The following is a 22,729-nucleotide window of genomic DNA, read 5'->3' as shown; positions in this document are numbered from 1 at the left end:
GGTAAATACTCCGACACATAAAGAATCGGCACAATGTAAACTGAGGCACTCCAATGGGAGCATCTAAACGGTTCATCCGCACGAGCTGTGCTGCGGCATTACTCACCTTCTTTTCCACTGGTCATGCATTTGCCACAGAAATTCAAGAGGGAATCGCATCCTTTTACAGCGATCGCTTCCAGGGCTCCCCTACAGCCAGTGGCGTACCTTTTGACCAACAAGCGCTAACGGCTGCTCATCCAACGCTTCCTTTTGGCACCAAGGTGCTAGTTACCCGCCCTGATACTGGCCAGGAGGTTGAGGTACTGATTAATGACCGCGGCCCCTTTGTTAAGGGACGTATTATTGACCTATCAAAACGGGCAGCTCGCCAACTCGGCATGATTAGACGCGGCGTTGCACCCGTCATGATCACCCTGGTCGATTAACGGATAACACACCCGCAAGCGTGTGATACCCCTTAAACAAACAGCGTTGCAGAAGATTCAGCTTAATTAAAAGCGGCTCACCAGAGCCGCTTTTTTATTGCACTACAAATTAATTCTTCGACGAACTTGAAAGCACGCTAATGGTCTCTATGCTGCAAGGAGATTTGTTTAAATCACACATGCAGGAGGCACCCATGCAATCTCGCTTTTTTACCTTAACGAATTACCCCACCGGCTTACCAAAGCGCGAATTATTTTCACTGGAAAGCCAGGAACTCCCCGACCTTGGCGAAGGTGAAGTAAGGGTTCGCAATCGCTGGCTGTCCGTTGACCCATATATGCGGGGGCGAATGACAGGGCTGCGCACCTATGTCGCCCCTTTTGAGCTGGGCAAGCCGATGGAAGGTGGTGCAATTGGCGAGGTCATTGCGTCTAACCACCCAACCATTAAGGAAGGCGATAAAGTCAGCCACATGGGCGGTTGGCGCGATATCGCGCAGGTGCCAGGCGACAGTGTCACGGCATTACCAGACAGTGACGTACCAGAACAAGCGTATCTAGGTGTATTAGGCATGCCAGGTATGACGGCATGGACAGGCTTGAACCTTATTGCCGAGTGTAAACCTAGCGACAATGTACTGGTAAGCGCTGCCAGTGGTGCTGTTGGCTCGCTTGCTGTACAGCTGGCGAAAGCCAAAGGTTGCCACGTGGTTGGCATTGCTGGGGCTGCCCACAAGCTTGCATGGCTTGAATCATTGGGCGTTGAGCCGGTTAGCTACCAAGGCCGAAGTGCACAGGAGCTCAGCGACGCTATTAAGCTTGCTAGTCCTAATGGCATTGACGTGTATTTTGAGAACGTTGGTGGTATCTGCTTAGAAGCAGCGCTAAGTCAACTCAATGACGGTGCACGCATTGCTGTATGCGGCATGATTGACAGCTATAACGCCGAAGCACCGGCACCAGGGCCGAGCAACCTTTCCCAGTTGGTGGTACGCAAAGCTAAGATGCAGGGATTTATTGTTGCCGATCACTGGTCTAGCTATCGCTACTTCCTCAATGAAGTCTCTCCTCAGGTAGCGAAAGGCAATATAGCCTATAAAGAAACCGTCAAAGAGGGTCTTGAAAGCACACCGGATGCCTTTTTAGCGCTTTTTGAAGGGGGCAACACCGGCAAAATGCTGGTGAAGCTCACTGACTAAGCCATGCTTACGTCAAGTTAACCCCACATTGCTACCTCACTATTTCCTACCTCAATAACAAGCCGCGCCACGGTAACAGGCGCGGCTTTTTGGTTTGCAGCACTACTTAGCAAGCAAATGATTAGACCAAAAGTGAATTGATTATTAAAATTACCCATAATCAATGTGTGTTTTAACCCATCACCACTGCCAATGGGTTAGGGCACGTTGCAGATCTGTCGCTTTTCTAATTTTACCAAGCGGCTTCAATTCGTTGTTAATAGGGGTTTTCTCATGGATGGACACACGCGTGCCCACGGCAAATGGCCAGCGCTACTGCTTGGCCTGCTACTCGCGGTAGCTGGTGTTGCACTGACCATTGGCGGCGCTAAGCTGCTTAGTTTAGGTGGCAGCGCTTACTACTTAATCGCTGGGGTCAGTATTTTTGTTGTCGGTGTACTGCTGGCAATGCGCAAAGGCATAGCCTTATGGCTCTATGCGGCGGTACTTTTTGCAACGCTTCTATGGGCACTCTGGGAAGTTGGCTTAGACTGGTGGCAGCTGGTCCCCAGGGTTGCCATTGTCTGTTTAATTGGCATCATTTTACTGCTTCCCTGGTGGCGCAAACCGCTACATTCACGCGGCGGCAGCCTAGCGCTAGTGGCAAGCATTGTCGCAGCGATTATTGTGGCAATTGCTAGTCAATTCACCTATCCAGGTACTGTGGCAGGCACGATGGAGTCTGCCAATAATAAAGAGGTTAACCCAGCCCAGGCTGCAGGCGATGACTGGCCTGCCTACGGCGGCACTAATGCAGGGACGCACTACTCCTCGCTTAGTCAGATTACTCCCGACAATATAGACGAACTGGAAGAGGTGTGGCGTATTCAAACCGGTGATGAACCCGGCCCCAATGCACCGCCTGAAATCACCAACCAAAACACGCCGTTAAAGGTCAACGATAGCCTTTATATTTGTACATCGCACAGCCGTGCGATGGCATTGTCGCCCGAAACCGGCGAAACCCTGTGGGCGTTTGATCCCAACATTAGCACCATGGGCGCAGACGACTTTTCCGGCTGGGCGCATATGACCTGCCGTGGCTTGGCGTATTATGATGCGGCTAATTATTCCAGCAGTGCTGAAGACTCCACCACCGATAAACCAACGCTGTATGCCGATGGCAGTCAGTTTGAACTCGACCTATCCTTCTCGCTCACCTCTGAAGAAGACTCAACTTCTGAGCTGTTAAGCGCCACCGATGTCATGTGCCCACGCAGGCTTTACCTACCCACCGCCGATGCCCGCCTGATTGCACTTAACGCCGATACCGGGGAGCGCTGTGAAAGTTTCGGCGAAAACGGTGAGATCGACCTAACGAACAATATTGGCGAGTTTAGCCCAGGAGGCTATTACTCGACATCGCCAGCGACTGTCACTGAAGACTTAGTGATTTTGGGTGGCCACGTTACCGACAACAGCTCAACCGACGAACCCTCTGGCGTTATACGCGCCTTCGACGTGCATACTGGCGAACTAGTGTGGAACTGGGACAGCGGCAACCCTGAAGACACCACACCATTAGCAGAGGGCGAGACTTACACACGTAACTCACCCAATGTGTGGGCGCCGATTAGCGTCGATGAGGAGCTTGGCCTCGTTTACCTGCCCATGGGTAACGCTACGCCGGACCAGTACGGTGCTAACCGCTCTGAAAATGATGAGACCTTTAGTGCCGGGCTAGTGGCGCTTAATTTGGACGACGGCCAGGTGGCCTGGGTGTACCAGTTTGTGCACCACGACTTGTGGGACATGGACACACCTGCACAGCCCGTATTGATTGACTTAGCGACAGCAGATGGCACCCAGCCAGCCGTCATTCAGCCCACTAAACAGGGCAGCTTGTATGTATTAAACCGTGAGACCGGCGAGCCGATTGTGCCCATTGAAGAAGTGCCCGCTCCTCAAGGTGCTATTGAAGGCGACTGGACGGCAGAAACCCAACCTCGCTCAGCGCTGAATTTGCTACCACCGCCGCTTACCGAGCGCGACATGTGGGGCGCATCACCCTTTGATCAGATGATGTGCCGCATCCAGTTCCGCTCGCTGCGCTATGAAGGCCAGTACACACCGCCTTCGCTGGAAGGCAGCATTATCTACCCTGGCAACGTTGGGGTGATGAACTGGGGGGGTATTGCGGTAGACCCAGAACGCCAAGCACTGTTTACCGGCGCGAAGTACTTAGCGTTTGTTTCCAAGCTGATTCCACGTGATGAAGTTGAGGATGGCCAAGGCTCAGCTAGCGAGCAAGGCCTGCAGCCCAACACGGGTGCCCCTTACGCAGTCGAACTCGGCCCGCTGCTGTCAGTACTCGGCCTTCCCTGCCAAGCGCCCTCCTGGGGGGATGTGGCAGGAATCGACCTGCAAAGTAACGAAGTTGTGTGGAAGCACCACAATGGCACCACCCGCGACAGCATGCCCTTTGATCTGCCGATTGGTCTGAATGTCGGCGTCCCTGCGCTAGGCGGCCCGCTAACCACTGCGGGTGGCGTTTCCTTCCTAAGCGGCACGCTGGATCAATACCTGCGCGGCTACGACATCACCACTGGCGAAGAGCTGTATAAAGCTCGCTTGCCTGCAGGTGGCCAAGCAACACCGATGACCTACACCGGTGCAGATGGCCGCCAATATGTGGTCGTTACCGCCGGTGGTCACGGCACCTTCGGCACCAAAATGGGTGACTACGTGATTGGTTACGCTTTACCGGAATAGCCATCACTTAGCGTAGCGACGAACGAAAACGGGCGACCCAATGGGTCGCCCGTTTTTTTGCGAGGGAACCTCTGATTAAAAACTCAGCTCCACGCCGCCATAAACACTTCGCCCTGGGGCTGGCTCATAAAAGCGGCCAAAGGTGCCGTTTAAGCGCACATTGGCATAGTGCTCTTCATCAAGCAGATTGCGCAGACCAAGATAAGCGCTTAGTCGCGTACCTTCACTTAACTGCCAACCATCACCTACCCGGAGGTTGAGCAGCCAATAGCTATCTACTTCCGTCGCATTAGCGTTATCCGCCACTAAATCACCGATGTATTCGGTTTCCAACGTGGCGAAACGCTGATCAAGGTTTTCCCAGGTCAATTGATTGACCCACGTCTGCTCTGGCAACCCAGGAATCCGGTTGCCATCAAAGCGTTCACTAGGTGTTGCAAACTTATCGAATTCATAACGCGCGAGGGTTAAAGCGCTATCCAGACGCCACTGGTCGGCAAGCTGCCAGCCCAGCGCCAGTTCTAGGCCATCGCGATTTGTGTCGCCTGCATTCTGATAGAAGGTACGGCCACCCTCATCATACGGCACCAGCTCATCGCGAACGCGGACCGAAAATAGTGCGAGATCGTAATCCATCGCCAACGGCTCAATGTAGCCACGCAACCCGATTTCGCGATTCCATGCTTTTTGCGGCTCAACAACGGGGTTGAAACCACCGCCAGTCGGGTCGGCAAACTCAGAAAACGTGGGCGTCTCAAACGCGGTGCCGGTATTAATATACGCTTGGTGCTGCGGACGATAGCGATAGCTTAGCCCCGCCGAGCCACTCCACTCGTTAAAGGTACGCTTTCCGCTTTGATCTCCGTCATCAAGAAACGTATCGTCGACGTCTAGCGCCACCCGGTCAAATCGCGCGCCCAACGAGAGCGAAAGCTGTTCCGATAGCGCTAAATCCCCTTGGGCAAACACACCCGCAGACGTCGCCGTTTGGGTTTCATCCGCTAACTGCTCGCCAACAACCCCTTGAGCATCAACATCGTTACGAAAACGCTCATCCTCTTGGCGCGCCACATCCACCCCAACGATATAACTCAGCGGCAAGCTCCCTAACGCCGCCTCGTGATGATATTCAGCGCTTGCGCCCATATAGTCACGCTGATAGCCCAAACGACTACTACCCACAAAAGGCAGTTGCTGTTCAAAATCACGCTGAGCAATAAAGCCTTTAAGATACAGCTCGCCATCACCCGCCGCTAAGTCCTCGTATTGCAGACCCAACAACTGCTGATCGACGTTTTGACCAGCATCTAGCGCTAGCGAATTGGGCGCGGCCTGATCGCGCCCAGCGGCAACTTCACGGGCATTAAGTGCCCCTGGATCTTCCGAACGGGGATTCTCCAGCAGATTAATAATCGCGGTAACTGCCCGCCCACTGCCGAGCTCTCGACGCAACTTTGCATTCAGCAAATACTTCTCGGTTGAGCTTTGTTCACGATAACCATCAACGTTAAGCGCCGTCAGACTGATATGGTGCGACCAATCGCCCCGAACGCCGCCATTTTGCAGTGCCACTTTTTGATAGCCATCACTACCTGCGCCCATCCGCAGCCGTGTACCGGGGTTATCACGCCCATCGGCAGTGGTCACATCAATCACTCCGCCCGCCGCATTACCATAAAGCACTGAAGACGGCCCGCGAATCACCTCAATACGCTCGGCGCTATCTAAATCAATGGCATCCAACTGCGCTTGACCATCCGGAAGTGTGTAAGGAATGCCATCTACCATAACGGTAATCCCACGCACACCAAATGGAGCACGTGCGCCAAAGCCGCGAATAGCAATGCGTTGCCCTTGGGCGAAGTTATCGCGGTTTTGTAAAAACACCCCCGGCACTCGGTTAAGCGCTTCATCCAACCTCACCCGTTGCTGACCTTGGGCAATTTCTTCGCGCTCCAAGGTAGAAACGGCCGCTGGTGTGGCATACAGCTCGCGGGCTAAGCGCGGAGCGCTCACCTCTACTGTAGGCAGTACCGCATCTTCACTGCTGGGCGCCTGCGCCCACACAGGGCTGGCTAGAACAACGCTCGCGAGCAGCAGTGATGGCGGTAGATAGTGACTCATGGCGTTCCTTATTCATCTGTAGTCGATGGGCTTTCGCAGCCCTAATTTCTTGAAGATCTAATTTTTTGAAAACCTAAGTTCTTGAAAATCTAAGCTCTTGAAAACCTAAGTTCTTGAATACGCCTGCCTAAGCAAGTGAACGATAGCCCAAACACGAGGTCGTACCTAAGTCGCACTGATTCGCCAAACTTAATCATTGCGACTACGTTACGCTCAATCGCTGAACCGCACTGTTGCTAAAAGGCCAGCATTAGCAATCAGCGCTAAAACCGTTATTGATATCTACATTCTAGAAACCCACGTTATTAACCTGTTCGTTATCAACCGACAGACTGTATAAGCAAAGGAGGCTGCATGGCGTTTACCGCAACTGACCCGATCAAGATGATCTTTGCCATTCTTCTACCCCCACTAGGGGTGTTTTTTGAGGTCGGTTTCAAAGGGCATTTCTGGCTAAATATCATTCTCACGCTGTTTGGCTTTATTCCAGGCATCATTCACGCCTTCTATGTCATATTGAAACACTAGGCATATTGAAGCACCGATGCTCTTTTTTGCACCGATTTAACAAACGCCGCCTTGACGAGCACAAGGCGGCGTTTGTCTTTATGGGCCATGCATTGCTCACCCAGTCTTGCCGGACAATTAATACCCAACCCTTCAAAACCCGGCCCTGACGTTATGCGTGCAAGCGGCGATGCAAGGCATGGACTTGCTCGTCCAGCCCAGGCACTGGGCCATCAACAGTCAAACCAGGTACCACCTCATTAATCGATAGCGGAGCGACAGGCGGTGGCGCTACGCCAAGTGCAGCCAACCATACTCCCAACTGCTCAGAAGAACTGACGTAAACGATACGTCCTAGCCCTACCCACCCATGAGCCGCTGCACACATTGGACAGTGCTCTCCAGAGGTATAGACAGTCGCTTTCGAGCGCTCTTCAGGCGTCATATGGTTCGCTGCCCAGCGGGCCAGCGAAAACTCTGGATGCTGAGTAGAATCTCCACCGGCAATGCGATTTCGATCCTCGGCTAATACCTTACCTTCAGCATTTACCAGCACGCTACCAAATGGCTCATCCCCTGCATTTAAAGCCTCCTCTGCTAAAGCCACCGCGCGCTTTAGGTATGCCAATTCATGTTCGGCAATCATTGGATTCTCCTCGTTTTGATAACGTGCCTTACCGATAGGGTTGTCGTTTCAAAAGTGCTTCGCCAAAGATACCATTTTTAACATTAAAGGTCTGACTCACCGTAAAGCCCCCAAGCACCTGAAAAGTGGGGTGGAAGTAACCGCTGTCCTGACACCACCCCCCAGAAAATATTCATAAAAAAGCTTTGACCCGAAGAAAAAATCATGTCACTGTAGCGTCAGTTGGTTAGCAAGCAGCATGGTTTCAGAAGTGTACGATCTATTTCGGCAGCCTGATATTGTATTCCTTGTTTCACCCGCTACTATTCATCTGGGTAATACCAGGAACTTTATTACGGCGCATTAGCGCGAAAGGATCTACATCATGGCAACTGGCACAGTTAAATGGTTTAACGACACTAAAGGTTTTGGTTTCATCGCTCCTTCTGACGGCGGCGACGACCTTTTTGCTCATTTCTCTGAAATTCAGTCTGACGGTTTCAAAACCCTTCAAGAAGGTGCTAACGTTTCTTTTGACGTTACCCAGGGTAAGAAAGGCCTTCAGGCTTCTAACATCAAGCAAATGTCCTAAGCCTTAACGGTTTAAGAATTTGCTCGAACCTTAACAGGTTCGAATAACAAGGCCCGCTTATGCGGGCCTTGTTGCGTTTGCATGTTGAAAATGAAAGACAAAATGAAAGACAGTTAGAATAAAGATGCAGAAAGAGAGTATGGTCGGATTTGTAACACCCCTTATTTACGCTCATACACCATTAGTTTGGCATCTACCGTCAGGGTAAGCTCATCAAGTGCCGCTGCACGTGCTCGGCCTTCCTGACTGGCGCGGTATAGATGTGGCGTCATCGTTAATAGGTCACCAATTAATGCCTGCCCTTCCAGCGTTATTTGATAGTTAAGTGACTCTGTGTGCAACTGGATAAAGCCCTCAGGCACTTCCCGTTCACTTGTCGTGTCTAGCTTAAGCGTGGGATAAATCACCTCCCTCAGCTCACGCAAGTGCCCCGCTCCTGCCTCAACCTGCACCAACAGGCCACCCGGCTTTAATACCCGCGCAAATTCGTGATGCACTGGAAAACCAAACATACACAGCACACTGTCGAGCGTCTTCGTTTGAACTGGCAAGTGTGCATTGCTCCCGACGACCCAACGACAAAGCGGAGATTTTTTATCATCTTGCCTGGCCGCCGACAGGACAGCCCACTTGGAAATATCTAACCCCAGCAATGAAAGTGACCGCGAATTCGATGCAGCACGAGATAGCTCACGCAAGTAATAGCCTTCACCGCAGCCAGCATCCAAGCAACCAAATAGCGAGCTGGCAGATTGCGCATCAGCATGGCTTATCAGATGTTTACTTACCGCCTGAGCAATAGGCTGATAGTAACCAGCCTCAAGAAAACGCTGCCTTGCTGCCACCATCAGCTTACTGTCACCAGGATCAGCGGAACGCTTTTGCTGTACCGGAAGCAAGTTGACGTAACCTTGCTTAGCAACATCGAAGCTATGCCCAACAGAGCAGCGCCAAGTACTGCCTGCCAGATGAAGCGGCTCGCCATCTAACGGACAGGCTAGTAATTGAAAAGGAGTGCTATTCATAAAAAATAATTCATAAAACAGTTAGGCCCATAAGTCAGTTCTTCACTGATTAAAAGACGCAAGGCCATCATTGGCGGCCCACGTGGTTAGCGCGTTACCAGAACAATGCCGGCTAAGATAACGCTCCCACCAATTATAAAATTGACGCTAAGCGGCTCATTAAGCAGCAGGGTACCAAAAAGCACACCAAAAAGCGGCGCTAAGAAAGAAAACACTCCTAACTGAGAAGCACGATAGCGGCGCAGCAACGTGAACCAAAGCAGTAATGCGCCAAACGAAATAATTAGTGCCTGAAAACCAAGGCTGGCAACCACCATAGGAGCAAACTGCGCGCTCATTAACTGGCCAGAGATAACCGCTACCGGCAACAGTAACAGCGCCGTTATACCCAGTTGATAGCTCAAGGTAAGTTCTGCTGGTGCCTCGGAAAGCGAGGTCTTGCGAATTACAACGGTCGTAGCCGACCAGGAGAGTCCAGCTAGCAAGCCCAGCGCATCACCGATGACAATCTCTATGTCATAAGTACCACTCGGCGCCATCGCAATCACCATCCCTGTGAATGCCAACCCTACCCCCCACCACTGCCGCATAGACAACTGTTCACCAGGCACCCAAAGATGTAAGCCAAGCGCGGCAAAAATGGGGGCCGTGTAAAGAAAGACCGACATGTGCGATGCCAAGGTATACGTTAACCCCCAGGCAACAAATGCGAACTCCGCCGCAAACCCTAAGCCAACCAACAAACCGGCAATCCAATGACGGCGCAAATCTGCCCAGCGAACGCCTCGCCAATAAGCTAGTAAACCGACCAGTGTTCCAGCGATAGCGGAGCGTAGAGCTATCTGCACCATGGGTGAGATATCCTCAGCCACACCTTTAATCGCTACTTGCTGAAACCCCAGTATCAAGCAAAATAGCAGCATTAGTGATGCTGCTGTGGTATCCACTGATTTACGCTGGAATACCACTACAGAGCTGTCATTAGCGTTAATTGACGCTACTCTTTGAGTATTCATTGCACGCTCCCATAACATTAAGGCGCCTATTGCACCAGGAAGAGAAACCTCGTACAAACGATTACTTCTCTGGCCTAGGCTTAGGAAAACTCATGCTATGAGAATTGAAAGATTACCACTTAATGCACTACGCGCCTTTGCCGAAGCTGCGCGAGAGAACAGCTTCAAAGCCGCCGCTTATCGGCTTGGCGTTACCTCTGGCGCGGTTAGCCGTCAGGTGAAGCAGCTAGAGGGGCATTTGGGGGTGGCGCTCTTTGAACGTCATGCCAATGGAGTATGTGTCACCGAAGCGGGGCGGATATTGGCGGAAGATGTGCAAGCGGGGCTTCTGCGTATCGCTAGTGGCGTACAGCACGTCACCGAGCGCTCGGAACAAGCCTTTCGCTTACTGATCAGCGCACCGCCTTCTTTTCTACAGCTTTGGTTGCTGCCTCGTTTACCTCGTTTTGAAGCAAGCGAGCGCGAAATAGAAATATCGCTGGATGCCGAGTCTCGCCTAACCCAACCGTTATGGCTGCCAAACAGGGCGCGCTTATCGCTGCGCTACGGACAAGGTCCTTGGCCAGGCGTCTCCAGCCGACGTCTTTTTGAAGACACACTATTTCCCGTTTGCTCGCCCACTTTATTAGCACAGGCAACGATAAAATCGCCCAGCGACTTACTAACACAGACGCTACTCACCGTGGATTGGTGTACCCATGCCAACCAGCGCCACATCCCAGGCTGGAGCGATTGGTTCAAAGCGGTTGGGATAGCGATAAATAAAATGCCTAACCAGCGCCAATATTCGCTCTATAGCCTGGCCTTAGATCAAGCCATTGCCGGCCAAGGCGTGGTACTTGCTAGCTACCCACTCGTTGCCGACCGGCTTGCAAGCGGCGTTTTAGTGCGCCCTTTTGAAGAGCACTACCCCCTCATTTCCCCCTTCGCCTATGATTTGATTTTGCCTCCTGATGGGGAAATGCCACCTGCGGTGGGCCGCTTTACCGAGTGGCTAGCACAGGAAGCAGCACTCTTTCGCAATACATCGTGACAGCCGCGTGGCATGTCGAACCTAGCCTTACCGCTTATAGCCCTGGAACAACGCATATTGCCACTGACGCACAGCCAGCACTGAGGTGGTACCAAAGCGCTGATGAATGGGCAGCCCGCTTTCGCGTTCACACAGGGCGTGAAACTCTTTTGCCAGCCGCTGCATCGTTTGTTGCCATTCAGCATTACCCGCATGAGAAAGCAGGCCATTCAGCACAATTAGCTTTTCGCTGTCGCTATCGAAACGGGACTGAAAAAACTCTGTGGCAATATATTGCTGGAAAAAACGCTGAATGGGGCCGCCAGGCCGCCAACGAAAATTCGCGGCCACACGCCGCCGGATCCGATTACCCGGCAATAGATCAATCAGCTTTAGCCGTTCTAGCGCCAGCAGTTGCCGAGTACACTGCGCCTCGCTGAGCTGGTACTGGTGATGAATTTCATCAAACCGATAGCCGTTAATCACACACACAGCGACCAAAAACAGCTCACGATCATCGACAATGCTCTGCTCCTGCGCCTGGGTCAGCTCCTGCAAACGGTGCTCTTCCTCTTGCATGGATTGCACCAACTCAGCAAATTCCAGGTTAAGCTGATCGCAAATACGCTCTAGCCGCTCTAGGGTGATGTGCTGCTCAGCGAATAGCCGTTTGACCGAGGCCTCGCTCAACCCAAGCCATAACGCCACATCAGCGTAGGTTTTCCCCTGGGAGCGCAACTGGCGTTTTAAGGTATCAATAAGCGCGCTTGTCTGAGACACACAACCTCCAGACATATAAAGTAGCGTATAACGATACCGTAAAGCCCAAATAACACAACTTTAACCACCAGAGTTGCAACATTAACCCCATTTACCGAAAGTGCCCTAACTTCTGGTTTATAAGGCGTCATTTCATGCAACCTTTACTACGCATCACGGGTGTTTGGCCCTACCTGATTGCCATTTTCTTGAATGCCTTTGTGGATTTAGGACATAAAATCGTCATTCAAAACACGATTTTTAAAAGCTACGATGGCGAAACCCAGGTGGTACTGACGGCATTGGTCAATGGGCTTATCCTTTTGCCGTTTATTTTACTGTTCAGCCCCGCAGGTCATGTGGCGGATAGCTACCCCAAAGTTCGCATTCTCCGGGTTTCCGCCTGGGCCGCTGTCGCTGTTTCACTGGGCATCACCGCCGCTTATTACCAAGGCTGGTTTTGGCTGGCGTTTGCCATGACGCTAATACTGGCAATTCAGTCAGCCTTTTACTCCCCCGCAAAGTATGGCTTGGTGAAAGGGCTATTTGGCAAACCCCGCTTGGCAGAAGCTAACGGACTTATCCAGGCCGTCACCATTGGTGCCATTTTGGCAGGCACCGTGGCCTTTACCGCGCTGTTTGAAAGCTGGATCTTGCCCAGCGCCCAAACACCCGGCGAGCTATTACGCAGCATTGCGCCGCTGGGTTGGCTGCTGGTGTTGAACAGCGTTATACAAGTGATGGCACTGTATCGCTTGAAACCGGATAACGCACAGCCCTCGACGACCCCGCTCACCTGGCAGCGCTATATCAAAGGCAGCGCACTCAAAGACAACCTGAGCATTCTGGGCCGCCAACCGGTGCTGCGGCTGTCAATTATCGGTCTTGCGACTTTCTGGTCGGTGGGCCAGGTGCTGCTCGCCGCGTTTCCCGCCTACGCCAAAGATGCACTCAGCATTGATAACACCTTAGTACTGCAAGGAATTCTTGCCGCTAGCGGTATTGGGATTGCGTTAGGATCATTGCTTGCCAGCAAGCTGTCGCGTAACCGTATTGAAACCGGTTTGATTCCATTAGGCGCTGTCGGCGTTGCGGTGGGCCTGTGGTGCCTGCCACTGCTCACCACCCCGATCAGCCAAGCACTAAACTTTGTATTTATTGGCATGATGGGCGGGTTATTCATTGTACCGCTCAATGCACTGATTCAATTTCATGCGGCAGACCATGAACTAGGCACTGTGTTGGCTGCTAATAACTGGATTCAGAACCTGTCTATGCTGGGTTTCTTGGCGCTTACCGCGCTGTTTGCCCTGGCAGGTGTAGATAGCCACTACCTGTTGCTGCTCGTGGCGACCGTTGCCATGGTGGGCGGTGGCTACACTATCTTCAAACTGCCCCAAAGCTTAGTACGCTTTCTACTCAGTTTCCTGCTGACCCGCCGTTATCGTGTTGATGTTCATGGGTTAGAGCACCTGCCTGCCCAAGGCGGCGTGCTGCTGCTTGGCAACCATATCAGCTGGGTAGACTGGGCAATGGTGCAAATCGCCTGCCCTCGCCCCGTGCGCTTTGTCATGCTGAAGGATATTTATCAGCGTTGGTATTTACGTTGGTTTTTTAAGGCGCTGGGCTGTATTCCTATCGAACGGGGCGCAGGAGCCGATAACGCCCTAGCCGCCGTTGCCGAACAACTGAATAACGGTGAAGTGGTATGCCTGTTCCCCGAAGGCGCGATTAGCCGCAACGGCCAGTTAGGCGAGCTGCGCCGAGGCTATGAACGCGCGTGTAAGCTGGCCAACCCAGAGGTACGTATTGTGCCGTTTTACCTGCGCGGGCTGTGGGGTAGCCAGTTTTCTCGCTCATCCAGCAAACTCAAAGAGCTGCGTAACGCGCCTCTCCATCGCTCAGTCGTCGTTGCGTTTGGCAAGCCGCTGCCTAAAGACACCCCTGCCGACGTGCTCAAACGGCGCATCTTCGAACAAGCAACTAACTCGTGGCAACATGCTATCGATGAACTGCCCTCGCTGCCCGACGCCTGGATTCGTAGCGTGAAGCGTAACCTTGGCGCACAAGCACTCACTGATACCCTTAGCCACCCGCTGACGGCAGGCCAAGCACTTACCGCCAGTCTGCATGTTGCAAAGCGCATCCACACGCTAACCCCTGAGCAAAACGTGGGCCTACTGCTGCCCAATAGCAGCGCGGGTGCACTGGCCAATATGGCAACACTTCTGGCTGGAAAAACACTGGTTAGCCTCAACTATCATTTTAACGACAGACCCAATGGCACCGCGAAAGAAGACGCGTTTTCTGCGGCGCTCACCCAAGCCGACATCAATACAGTGCTGACCTCGCGCCACTTCGTCGAAAAACTCCAGCAACAAGGGTTAAACATCAGCCAGCGGCTAGCAAATACCCAGACGATTTACCTGGAAGACCTACAAGCCGATATCCGACGCCATGAACGCGTCAGCACTTGGCTTGCCGTTCGCCTGCTACCTGCGTGGCTGCTTCAGCGCCTTTACTGCCGCAGTAGAGATGCCAATGCCACCGCCGCCATTGTGTTTCCAAGTAGAAGCGAAGGACAGCCTAAAGGCGTCATGCTGAGCCACCGCAACCTGATGGCAAATATTAAGCAGACCTCCGATGTGCTTAATACCCAACATGACGATGTGGTGATCGGCTCGCTGCCGCTGTTTCATGCCTTTGGTCTCACCGTTACCCAACTGCTGCCACTTATCGAAGGCCTGCCACTGGTCTGCCATGCAGACCCCAACGACACTGCTGGCATTGCCAGCGCTGTTGCCAAGCACAAAGCCACCCTGATGTTCGGCACATCAGACTTTCTACAGCACCTAAACAACAGCCCCAACGTGCACCCACCCATGCTAGAAAGCCTACGGGCAGTCGTTGTCAGTGCCGAAACATTGGATGAGCAGGTATGCAGCGACTTCGTCCTAAAATTCCATAAGCCTATTTATAAAGGCTACGGGGCAACCGAAACCGCTCCTGTGGCATCGGTCAATCTACCGGATTCGTTGGGCGCTCATTACCAAACAATACAGCAAGGCAGTAAAGCGGGTACCGTCGGTATGCCGCTCCCCGGCACCAGCTTTAAAATCGTTGAACCGGAAAGCTTTGCGGAACAGCCTACCGGAGAAGCAGGCATGATTTTGATCAGCGGCCCTCAGGTGATGCAGGGCTACTTAAACGACCCGAAACGCACAGCCGCCGCCATTAAAGAACTCGATGGCCAACGCTGGTTTGTCACCGGCGATAAAGGGTTTATCGATGAAGACGGCTTTTTAACCCTGATTGGCCGCCATGCTTAGACTTTCGCCAACTCAATAGAAGCCATTGTTGCCGACAGGATAAAACGTTTAGCTAGCCAAGCTTCGTATTCAGACTTGGCTAGCTGAGTTACGTATTAGCGGTTTGCCTAAAACGGCCATCCTTACAGCCACAGCTTTTAGCTAACGAGACGGCTTTCTGATTGGAGAGAATAACGTTCAGCAATGGATAAAACCTGGTATTTGCTCACCCGCAAGCGATCTCCCCTTCTCGCACCAAAAAGGAGATAACCCCTAAAGGCGCGCACTAATCTGGAATTTATACCTACGCTTGTGATTCTTATAACATTTATAAACTTTAACTAAATTAGTTAAAACAATGGGTTATTAAATCTGGCATGGTACATGCATATATCTGCATGTACCGTATATCGGCTAGATAATTAGAGCCCTGCAGATTAGTCCTTAAATTCAAAACATTGCTCTTAATGCTATGCATAGGATGAAACTGAAAAGCTGAATGGACTCTAGTTACCTGCCTATGACTTCATAGAGAGGTAGCAATGTCATTCAACCCAGAAGGTGTTACGCGTCGGTCTTTTTTAGGCATGGTGGGCGCAGTCGCAGGGGCGGCGGCAATGTATTCCGCAATGAGCACAATGGGTTTTGCTTCACCGTCTAACTGGCGGGGTCGACTAAACCTACAGGGAGCCCCTGACAATACCAACATTTTAATTTTAGGCGCTGGGTTAGCAGGCATGACAGCAGCCTTTGAGTTGCGTAATGCAGGCTACAACGTAAAAATTCTCGAGTATCGCGATAAGGCCGGAGGCCGTTGTTGGACATTACGTGGAGGCGATAGCTATACCGAATTAGGTGGATTTACCCAGCATATCGACTTTGCCGAAGGCAATTACTTAAACCCTGGCCCTTGGCGAATCCCTTCAGATCATTTTGCTGTATTGGATTACTGCAAACGCTTCGGAGTTAAACTGGAGCCTTTCATTCAGGTAAATTATAACGCCTACCTACATGACTCAGAGGCCTTTAATGGTAAACCTCAACGCTTTAAGGAGGTGGCCACTGATTTCAGAGGACACGTCGCAGAATTACTTGCCAAAGTCGTTGATCAAAAGGGTCTAGATGAAGCGGTTAGTGCTGAAGATGCAGAAAAACTCGTTGCCGCACTCAAACGCTATGGGGCGCTAAACGACAATTTAGATTATGTAACAGGGAGTGAGTCTTCCACTTTCCGCGGTTGGTCGCACCCTGAAGGTGGCGGCGTTGATGGAAAGCCTGAGCCATCTCAAGTGAACGCCCTTTCTGACATACTGAATTCAACGCTTTGGCGCAATCTAACGACAGGCGATAACTTGCATATGCAGTCCACCATCTTCCAACCAGTGGGTGGGATGGACATGATTGCTAAAGGGTTTGAAGAGCAAGTTGGCGAGCTGATCACTTATAACGCTAAAGTTACCCGAATTAGCCACGAAGGTAATCGCGTAACAGCCTCTTGGGCCTCCGCCGATAGCGGCAGTAATGAACAAACAGAAACCGCCGATTATTGCATCTGCACCATTCCTTTTTCGGTACTCAGCCAGATTGATCATGACTTCTCACCACGTATGAGCAAGATCATTGATTCCATGCCCTACGCATCAGCCTTCAAAGCGGGCATTGAGTTTAAGCGACGCTTTTGGGAAGAGGATGAACACATCTACGGCGGCATTAGCTATACCAACCTGCCTATTACGCTAATTTCTTACCCGCCCTACAACATGTTTAGCGATGGCCCGGGCGTGCTTTTAGCTGCTTACCCATGGGGTGCTTACGCCTATCAATTTAACGCCCTCTCTCCCGAAGACCGAATCGCCAAGGTCATGGAATACGGATCGCAGATTCACCCTCAATATTACGATGAGTTCAAAACCGGCGCTTCAGTGGCATGGCATCGTGTTCCATGGACATTGGGCTGTTATGGGCTATGGCAAGATCGTGAAGCGGACTACCAAGACGCCACCGTAATGGACGGGCGAACGTTAATGGCAGGCGAGCATATTTCGTATCTTCCGGCCTGGATGGAAGGGGCCGTACTCTCCGCTCTGGATGCCGTCGAACGCCTACACACCACTATTACAGAGGCTTAAGGAGTTCGCGATATGAAAACACTATTCACTTCAATGACTGCACTCTTACTCTCTATGCCACTTATGGCCCAGGAGACTTCCATTGATACGAGCAACTGGTTCGATGACCCTTCCATGCTGACACAAACTGACGGCGCATCCATCTATGCAGGTGTTTGTGCCGGTTGTCACATGCCCAGTGGGCAAGGTGCCAAAGGGGCAGGAGAATACCCAGCGCTTGCTAACAATCCCAACTTAATGACGGCTGCCTACCCAATCAGCTTGGTTATCCACGGTCATAAAGCTATGCCCGCTTTAGGTGGCTTATTGGAAGATGAACAAGTTGCTTCGGTAGTGAACTTTATCCGCACCAATTTTGGCAATAATTACACTGACAACCAAGCTAGTGCAGAACAGATTGCGAGTATGCGCTAACTTTTTTTCACTCAACCACAAGCAATTCAAAAGGAATTAAATGATGAGTTTTAGAAGCGCTATTATCGGGCTAACGTTGCTCTCCGCCTATGCTGGCACTGCACTAGCGGAAGACATTATTCGCCACCCTATTCCCAATTCTGATTTTCCTATCCTACAAGCGGTTGAGATACCCTCTAGCAGTGCGACGGTTTATCTTAGTGGCACCGTTCCTAGTATCATCAATGAAGATGCCGATCCAAATAGTGCAGAAGCGTTTGGAACCACCGAAGAGCAAACAGTGACGGTAATGAACCGCATTAAAGCGCAGTTAGAAAACCTAGGTTTAGGGGTAGGCGATATTATAAAAATGCAGGCGTTTCTTGTCGCGCCAGAGGGCGAGACAGTCGATTTCCAAGGCTTTATGGCTGGCTACACGCAATTCTTCGGTACCGAAGAACAGCCTAACCTACCCGTTCGCTCTGCCATGGTCGTCGATGCACTGGTCAATCCCGGTTGGCTAGTAGAAATTGAAGTTACCGCCGTTCGACCGTAGCCTACAGGGCTGAAAAGAAAGCAAAACAGCCGATCACATAAAAGTAGTCGGCTGTTTTAATAGCAAGCTGTTAGCAGACCACAAACGACATCTGAGGCACTATGTACAGCGCTAGCATCGGGCGCGCCTTCTGGCATGATCGCCGGAAAAGGGCCATCGCCAGCCGGGCCGTAGGTAACGCCCCAGTCGGGAAGAAAACGCTGCACTACCTGTAATTGTGATTTCATCATGACAATTTCCTAACGTCCTTGTATTTCCTTTCGCTAGCTGTATCGTTAAAAACGATTAGTAAGCTAGAGCCAGCATTCAGCCGTTTGATCAACGGGTGCATCTATAGCTATCCCTTCCTCTCTCTTGCCTTAAATATGATTTCCTCCTTCTTTAGCAGTCGCTGGAAATAACGCTTCCATAGCGTTTAAACATTATGGATCATTAGGATTTACCAGCCGACGTCAAGGATCTTGCTATGCACCAACCTATCGCTGTTTTCGACGCGGGTATTGGTAGCTACGCCATTGTTGCCGAGATACACAAACGCCTTCCCAAACAGGATATTTTATATTTCGCTGACCGAGCGAGCTTTCCTTATGGCAGCAAAGGACGTGATGAACTACTCACAGTCATGCATCGCACGCTGCTCTTTCTAGAGAGCTACACTCCATCCGCCATTGTCATCGCCTCGAACGCTCCTTCAATTATGGTGCTGGACGATATTCGTCAAAGCACATTGGTCCCCTTGTTCGGCGTCTACCCGCCTATCGCAGAAGCGCTTGCCGCATCGGTTACAGGCCAGATTGGCATTATGGGGGTGCATTCTCTCATCGAAAGTTCACCTCTGAAGCAATTCATCGCTCACCATGCGCCTAATCCGGAAAATGTCAGCCTGATCAATGCCTCCTCCATGGTGGAACTTGTCGAGAATGGTGCCTTCCTATTCGACCCGAAGACAACTCAGCAAGCGGTCACTGCTTTTATAGACGACGTTTTCCAACAGAATCCTGATATCGATACTCTGACGCTTTCAAGTACCCATCTACCTTGGTTGCGTACTTTCTTCGAACCGGCGAGACCAAACTGCCGCTTCCTCGATCCCGCCGAAGCGATTGTCGCGGGGCTAGGCAACGGCACACAGGGCACAGGACAGATTCGTGGCCTAGTAACAGAAAGTGATGCCTATAACGTCGAAACCTTCCAACGTATGTTGCAGCAGTTCGGCGTAGATATCCCGTTAGAGGTGGTCTCGCTACCATGACGTATGGCCTGCTGACATTTCAACGTGAACCACGATGAAATACCCACAAGCTGATACTCCAGACAGCGGCGCATGCCGCTGCCTAGTTGCCCTCTACTCAGACGGTTTATCCGCAGAGCTATCCGCGTCCTGTGAACGCTTGCCTTGCCCTTCTCCGCGTGCAATATCCTCATGGCTGATGACCATGATTTCCCTTGGCCACCACTCTGGATGGTTATCGCGGATAAAGGTCATCATTTTCTCACGAATGTTCATCTCGGCAGTCCAGCCCGCCATAGGATCTGATGTCATTAAATAGCAAGTGACCGTTTGCGCGTAGGCCGTTTGTTTGGTCACGTAACAAAGCAACTTATGGTGTTCAATGACATTATCTTCTTCCTGGGCATAGGCTAAAAACATCTCCCGCACCTGAGAAATATCAGCGCTTAAATGCAGCGTCAGTTCTAAGAAGCGGTACATTTTAGTGCTCTTAACCGAGAGGTTTTCAAACGGCTTAGACGTAAAGTAGGTAACCGGCACGATGACACGTCGTTCATCCCAGGAGCGCAGTCGAATAAAGGTATAAAAAATGCCCTCAACATAGCACCATTGCCCTTCGAAGATGACCAAGTCACCAATTCGTATAGGCTTGGCAAGCGACAGCTGAAAAGAAGAGAGGATATTGCCTAACACCGCTTGGCCGGCAATACCTACCAGTACGGCCAGCACACTAGCCGACGCCAGCAGCGACAAGCCTAAAGACTCAAACAGCTGGATCTGCCCCAGCACATAAACCGACACACCAATGACGGTGATTAAGATAATCACGCGGCGCAAAGCATACAGCGAGGTTAACAGACGACGTTTATCTTTAGGCTTAGTATCGTCAATTTCCCCGACTAAGCGCCGGGTCATGCGCAGCATGATCGTGTCGATCAAGCGTAGTGCAATGGTACCAGCCCCCCAGGCCATAATTGAGATCAACAATACGCGGAACGTCGTCGTCACAATGGCGGAAAACGATACAACGTAGTCCAGCAACATCTGCGTTACCAGCGACATAACAATCATCGCCATGGGCACGCCAATTTGATCGGCGAAAATAGTAGACACGCCTGAAGGCAGAATGCGTGCCACTAACCCAACAACGTAGTAAGTCACCATGCCTACCGTGCCAATGGCGATTAAAAAAACTGGGATCGCTAACCATTCCCAAATTTTTAGTATGCCAAACGATGCCTTCAGCCGTTCTGGAATATAGCTTTCTAGCATTGAAGGCCCATACTCTTCATAGAGAGCTGGAATAGACGACACACTCTCTGGCATTACTAGCCAAACAGGATCTTCTTCATTGATTCGATAACGCCCTATCCGAACATCATAAGCCTGTCCTTCTACTTTTAATGCTGCCAGCTCTATATTTCGTCGTGGCGACCCCGCTAAAGGGTTCTGACCAGAGGCGTCTTCAATAGCTGCGTCTTGGCGAGCCGGTAGATTCGAGGCATTTAGCCACTCGCCACGCTTGAGTACCTCCGCTAACTGCCTCGCAAGCTCAGCTCCCCTCGCCTGCTGCTCACTTGGATCAATGCCGTTTAGATTAAGCAAATGCGCGGCTGAGGCGTAATTTCCACTCTCGGTGAAGGTTAAAAAGCTACGGACCGCTTCCCGTGGCGACATTCGTTTAGCCTCTTCAGGCACCTCTCCTAGCCCTGCGTTAAGCGAGTCAATAGCGAACCACCGCTCATTTTCGCTCTCATCTCCTTGAGTTTGCGCTGTGCTAACGCTGGAAAACACCAAAGTGACAACCAGCACAACCCACACAGGCCACAAGCTGTTTTTTTTCATACCAACCTTGTCATTAAAAGTAAGTGAGCCAAACAACCAGCCACTAACTGGCAATAAAACCGCCAGCCCTGCGCTGAACACAGTGCATCCATGCCAGTGGTTGAGCAAAGTACAGACGACGTTCTTCAATCCAGCAAGCATCTAGTGTTCCAACACTGCAACACTGAGTCTCAGTTGCACTATCTATTACATGCACCACTTAACACGTACCCTTCTTAACCAGCAACGTACTCTTTAAGGAGAAACGATGAAAAAGTTAGTAGGTGTTACCAGCGCTCCACGCCCTCACTGGGTGGGTGACGGCTTTCCGGCGCGTTCGCTGTTCTCCTATGGCCCACGCTCCGAGCAGTTGAGTCCTTTTTTGTTACTGGACTATGCCGGGCCTGCCGACTTTACTCCCACCACGCGGCCACGCGGTGTCGGGCAACACCCGCACCGCGGGTTTGAAACCGTCACGATTGTCTACCAAGGAGAAGTGGCGCACCGCGACTCAACGGGCAAAGGCGGCGTAATTGGCCCAGGCGACGTGCAGTGGATGACGGCGGGTGCGGGTATCCTGCACGATGAGTTTCATTCGCCCGCGTTTACAGAGCAAGGCGGCACACTTGAGATGGTGCAGCTGTGGGTAAACTTACCCGCCAAAGACAAAATGGCGACGCCAGGCTATCAGGCAATTTTTAATGCCCAGATTCCTGTGGCAGCGTTACCTGATCAAGCTGGGAGCGTCCGCGTGATCGCCGGCAGCTATATAGATGGCAACCGTAAGGCCCACGCGGGCCCAGCACAGACGTTCTCGCCGATGAACGTATGGGATGTGCGGCTAAACGGTGGCCAGACAACCACGCTGACACAGCCGGATGGATGGACAACCCTGCTGGTCGTGCTAAAAGGGACGGTTCAAGTCAATGGCGAAGAGGTACTGCGCGACGCGCAAGTAGCCGAGTTTTCTAGAGCGGGTGACGCACTGACACTTGAAGCCAACAACGACGCAACCCTGTTGCTGCTGAGTGGCGAGCCGCTCAATGAGCCAGTGGTAGGTCATGGGCCGTTTGTGATGAATAGCGAACGTGACATCATTGAAGCGATAGAAGACTTTAACAACGGCCGCTTTGGCCACATGCCAAGCTAATGACGTCGCTATTTAAGTAGCAACTTTTCAAGCAGCTACTGTTGAAGTAATTACTGTTGAAGTAACAATTGGGCTGGCTTAATAGCCAGCCCTTCCGCTA

Annotated in this window: 19 protein-coding genes; 12 read left to right on the top strand and 7 right to left on the bottom strand. The window is 51.6% G+C overall.

The features are described 5' to 3' along the window. The first annotated feature begins 53 nt into the window (after window positions 1-53). The 3 genes from NF683_RS11515 to NF683_RS11505 all read left to right on the top strand — a co-directional run bounded on the left by NF683_RS11515 (window position 54) and on the right by NF683_RS11505 (window position 4,378). Window positions 54-428, top strand: coding sequence for a septal ring lytic transglycosylase RlpA family protein (locus tag NF683_RS11515; protein ID WP_089038975.1), 375 nt, complete (start codon window positions 54-56; stop codon window positions 426-428). 194 nt (window positions 429-622) lie between these two features. Beyond that, window positions 623-1,627 (top strand): NADP-dependent oxidoreductase, encoded by a 1,005-nt coding sequence (locus NF683_RS11510; protein ID WP_253920052.1) that lies wholly within the window; start codon window positions 623-625, stop codon window positions 1,625-1,627. A gap of 273 nt (window positions 1,628-1,900) precedes the next feature. After that, complete coding sequence (locus NF683_RS11505; protein WP_253920051.1) at window positions 1,901-4,378, top strand: glucose/quinate/shikimate family membrane-bound PQQ-dependent dehydrogenase; 2,478 nt, start codon at window positions 1,901-1,903, stop codon at window positions 4,376-4,378. Between the two features lie 75 nt (window positions 4,379-4,453). Here NF683_RS11505 and NF683_RS11500 read toward each other — a convergent pair whose 3' ends face one another. Next, a complete protein-coding gene (locus tag NF683_RS11500) occupies window positions 4,454-6,502 on the bottom strand; it encodes a TonB-dependent receptor family protein (RefSeq protein WP_089038978.1) in 2,049 nt (682 codons plus the stop codon). A 354-nt stretch (window positions 6,503-6,856) separates the two neighbouring features. Between NF683_RS11500 and NF683_RS11495 the strand changes: the two genes are divergently transcribed. Next, entirely contained in the window at window positions 6,857-7,030 is a 174-nt protein-coding gene (locus tag NF683_RS11495) for a YqaE/Pmp3 family membrane protein (protein ID WP_038481890.1), read from the top strand. 151 nt (window positions 7,031-7,181) lie between these two features. Here the strand turns inward: NF683_RS11495 and NF683_RS11490 are convergent, their stop codons facing one another. Beyond that, on the bottom strand, window positions 7,182-7,655 hold the full coding sequence (locus tag NF683_RS11490) for a nucleoside deaminase (protein WP_038481887.1): 474 nt from the start codon (window positions 7,653-7,655) through the stop codon (window positions 7,182-7,184). A 364-nt stretch (window positions 7,656-8,019) separates the two neighbouring features. On the opposite strand from NF683_RS11490, the gene NF683_RS11485 reads away from it, so the two are divergent. Beyond that, window positions 8,020-8,226 carry a cold-shock protein gene (locus NF683_RS11485; protein ID WP_009722287.1) on the top strand — a complete coding sequence of 69 codons (207 nt, stop codon included), beginning with the start codon at window positions 8,020-8,022 and terminating at the stop codon, window positions 8,224-8,226. Window positions 8,227-8,387: 161 nt separating this feature from the next. On the opposite strand, the gene NF683_RS11480 is transcribed toward NF683_RS11485, so the two are convergent. Beyond that, window positions 8,388-9,251: a putative RNA methyltransferase gene (locus NF683_RS11480; RefSeq protein WP_253920050.1), complete on the bottom strand. Its 864-nt coding sequence runs from the start codon at window positions 9,249-9,251 to the stop codon at window positions 8,388-8,390. A gap of 86 nt (window positions 9,252-9,337) precedes the next feature. Continuing rightward, window positions 9,338-10,267 (bottom strand): DMT family transporter, encoded by a 930-nt coding sequence (locus NF683_RS11475; protein WP_089038980.1) that lies wholly within the window; start codon window positions 10,265-10,267, stop codon window positions 9,338-9,340. Between the two features lie 97 nt (window positions 10,268-10,364). Here NF683_RS11475 and NF683_RS11470 point away from each other — a divergent pair, with 97 nt between their 5' ends. Beyond that, window positions 10,365-11,300 carry a LysR substrate-binding domain-containing protein gene (locus tag NF683_RS11470; protein WP_253920049.1) on the top strand — a complete coding sequence of 312 codons (936 nt, stop codon included), beginning with the start codon at window positions 10,365-10,367 and terminating at the stop codon, window positions 11,298-11,300. 27 nt (window positions 11,301-11,327) lie between these two features. Here the strand turns inward: NF683_RS11470 and NF683_RS11465 are convergent, their stop codons facing one another. Then, window positions 11,328-12,059, bottom strand: coding sequence for a helix-turn-helix domain-containing protein (locus tag NF683_RS11465; RefSeq protein ID WP_089038982.1), 732 nt, complete (start codon window positions 12,057-12,059; stop codon window positions 11,328-11,330). Window positions 12,060-12,193: 134 nt separating this feature from the next. Between NF683_RS11465 and NF683_RS11460 the strand changes: the two genes are divergently transcribed. From NF683_RS11460 to NF683_RS11445, 4 genes are all read left to right on the top strand, one after another. Beyond that, window positions 12,194-15,367 (top strand): acyl-[ACP]--phospholipid O-acyltransferase, encoded by a 3,174-nt coding sequence (locus NF683_RS11460; protein ID WP_253920048.1) that lies wholly within the window; start codon window positions 12,194-12,196, stop codon window positions 15,365-15,367. 521 nt (window positions 15,368-15,888) lie between these two features. Then, complete coding sequence (locus NF683_RS11455) at window positions 15,889-17,475, top strand: flavin monoamine oxidase family protein (protein WP_253920047.1); 1,587 nt, start codon at window positions 15,889-15,891, stop codon at window positions 17,473-17,475. A gap of 12 nt (window positions 17,476-17,487) precedes the next feature. Next, the gene (locus tag NF683_RS11450; protein ID WP_089038985.1) at window positions 17,488-17,889 is read left to right on the top strand and encodes a c-type cytochrome; all 402 of its coding nucleotides are present in this window, start codon (window positions 17,488-17,490) and stop codon (window positions 17,887-17,889) included. A gap of 43 nt (window positions 17,890-17,932) precedes the next feature. Further along, complete coding sequence (locus tag NF683_RS11445) at window positions 17,933-18,424, top strand: RidA family protein (protein ID WP_232471500.1); 492 nt, start codon at window positions 17,933-17,935, stop codon at window positions 18,422-18,424. Window positions 18,425-18,480: 56 nt separating this feature from the next. On the opposite strand, the gene NF683_RS11440 is transcribed toward NF683_RS11445, so the two are convergent. Then, window positions 18,481-18,654, bottom strand: coding sequence for a hypothetical protein (locus NF683_RS11440; protein ID WP_157698031.1), 174 nt, complete (start codon window positions 18,652-18,654; stop codon window positions 18,481-18,483). Between the two features lie 236 nt (window positions 18,655-18,890). Between NF683_RS11440 and NF683_RS11435 the strand changes: the two genes are divergently transcribed. Continuing rightward, entirely contained in the window at window positions 18,891-19,676 is a 786-nt protein-coding gene (locus tag NF683_RS11435) for a glutamate racemase (RefSeq protein WP_253920046.1), read from the top strand. Window positions 19,677-19,769: 93 nt separating this feature from the next. Here the strand turns inward: NF683_RS11435 and NF683_RS11430 are convergent, their stop codons facing one another. Then, window positions 19,770-21,500, bottom strand: a complete 1,731-nt coding sequence (locus NF683_RS11430; RefSeq protein ID WP_253920045.1) for a mechanosensitive ion channel family protein — start codon at window positions 21,498-21,500, stop codon at window positions 19,770-19,772. Window positions 21,501-21,747: 247 nt separating this feature from the next. Here NF683_RS11430 and NF683_RS11425 point away from each other — a divergent pair, with 247 nt between their 5' ends. Further along, window positions 21,748-22,629, top strand: coding sequence for a pirin family protein (locus tag NF683_RS11425; RefSeq protein WP_253920044.1), 882 nt, complete (start codon window positions 21,748-21,750; stop codon window positions 22,627-22,629). The last annotated feature ends 100 nt before the right edge of the window (window positions 22,630-22,729 follow it).

Source organism: Halomonas sp. MS1 (assembly GCF_024182575.1).
Taxonomy (GTDB): Bacteria; Pseudomonadota; Gammaproteobacteria; order Pseudomonadales; family Halomonadaceae; genus Vreelandella.
The sequence above is the reverse complement of the archived record's forward strand: the minus strand, read 5'-3'. Positions and strand labels throughout refer to the sequence as shown.

What these genes read in the sequence shown, in the direction of transcription:
- NF683_RS11435 (WP_253920046.1), top strand. Translation starts at nt 18,891, where the DNA reads ATGCACCAACCTATCGCTGTTTTCGACGCGGGTATTGGTAGCTACGCC.
- NF683_RS11480 (WP_253920050.1), bottom strand. Translation starts at nt 9,251, where the DNA reads ATGAATAGCACTCCTTTTCAATTACTAGCCTGTCCGTTAGATGGCGAG.
- NF683_RS11440 (WP_157698031.1), bottom strand. Translation starts at nt 18,654, where the DNA reads ATGATGAAATCACAATTACAGGTAGTGCAGCGTTTTCTTCCCGACTGG.
- NF683_RS11505 (WP_253920051.1), top strand. Translation starts at nt 1,901, where the DNA reads ATGGATGGACACACGCGTGCCCACGGCAAATGGCCAGCGCTACTGCTT.
- NF683_RS11450 (WP_089038985.1), top strand. Translation starts at nt 17,488, where the DNA reads ATGAAAACACTATTCACTTCAATGACTGCACTCTTACTCTCTATGCCA.
- NF683_RS11510 (WP_253920052.1), top strand. Translation starts at nt 623, where the DNA reads ATGCAATCTCGCTTTTTTACCTTAACGAATTACCCCACCGGCTTACCA.
- NF683_RS11455 (WP_253920047.1), top strand. Translation starts at nt 15,889, where the DNA reads ATGTCATTCAACCCAGAAGGTGTTACGCGTCGGTCTTTTTTAGGCATG.
- NF683_RS11470 (WP_253920049.1), top strand. Translation starts at nt 10,365, where the DNA reads ATGAGAATTGAAAGATTACCACTTAATGCACTACGCGCCTTTGCCGAA.
- NF683_RS11485 (WP_009722287.1), top strand. Translation starts at nt 8,020, where the DNA reads ATGGCAACTGGCACAGTTAAATGGTTTAACGACACTAAAGGTTTTGGT.
- NF683_RS11515 (WP_089038975.1), top strand. Translation starts at nt 54, where the DNA reads ATGGGAGCATCTAAACGGTTCATCCGCACGAGCTGTGCTGCGGCATTA.
- NF683_RS11460 (WP_253920048.1), top strand. Translation starts at nt 12,194, where the DNA reads ATGCAACCTTTACTACGCATCACGGGTGTTTGGCCCTACCTGATTGCC.
- NF683_RS11490 (WP_038481887.1), bottom strand. Translation starts at nt 7,655, where the DNA reads ATGATTGCCGAACATGAATTGGCATACCTAAAGCGCGCGGTGGCTTTA.
- NF683_RS11475 (WP_089038980.1), bottom strand. Translation starts at nt 10,267, where the DNA reads ATGAATACTCAAAGAGTAGCGTCAATTAACGCTAATGACAGCTCTGTA.
- NF683_RS11430 (WP_253920045.1), bottom strand. Translation starts at nt 21,500, where the DNA reads ATGAAAAAAAACAGCTTGTGGCCTGTGTGGGTTGTGCTGGTTGTCACT.
- NF683_RS11425 (WP_253920044.1), top strand. Translation starts at nt 21,748, where the DNA reads ATGAAAAAGTTAGTAGGTGTTACCAGCGCTCCACGCCCTCACTGGGTG.
- NF683_RS11500 (WP_089038978.1), bottom strand. Translation starts at nt 6,502, where the DNA reads ATGAGTCACTATCTACCGCCATCACTGCTGCTCGCGAGCGTTGTTCTA.
- NF683_RS11495 (WP_038481890.1), top strand. Translation starts at nt 6,857, where the DNA reads ATGGCGTTTACCGCAACTGACCCGATCAAGATGATCTTTGCCATTCTT.
- NF683_RS11445 (WP_232471500.1), top strand. Translation starts at nt 17,933, where the DNA reads ATGAGTTTTAGAAGCGCTATTATCGGGCTAACGTTGCTCTCCGCCTAT.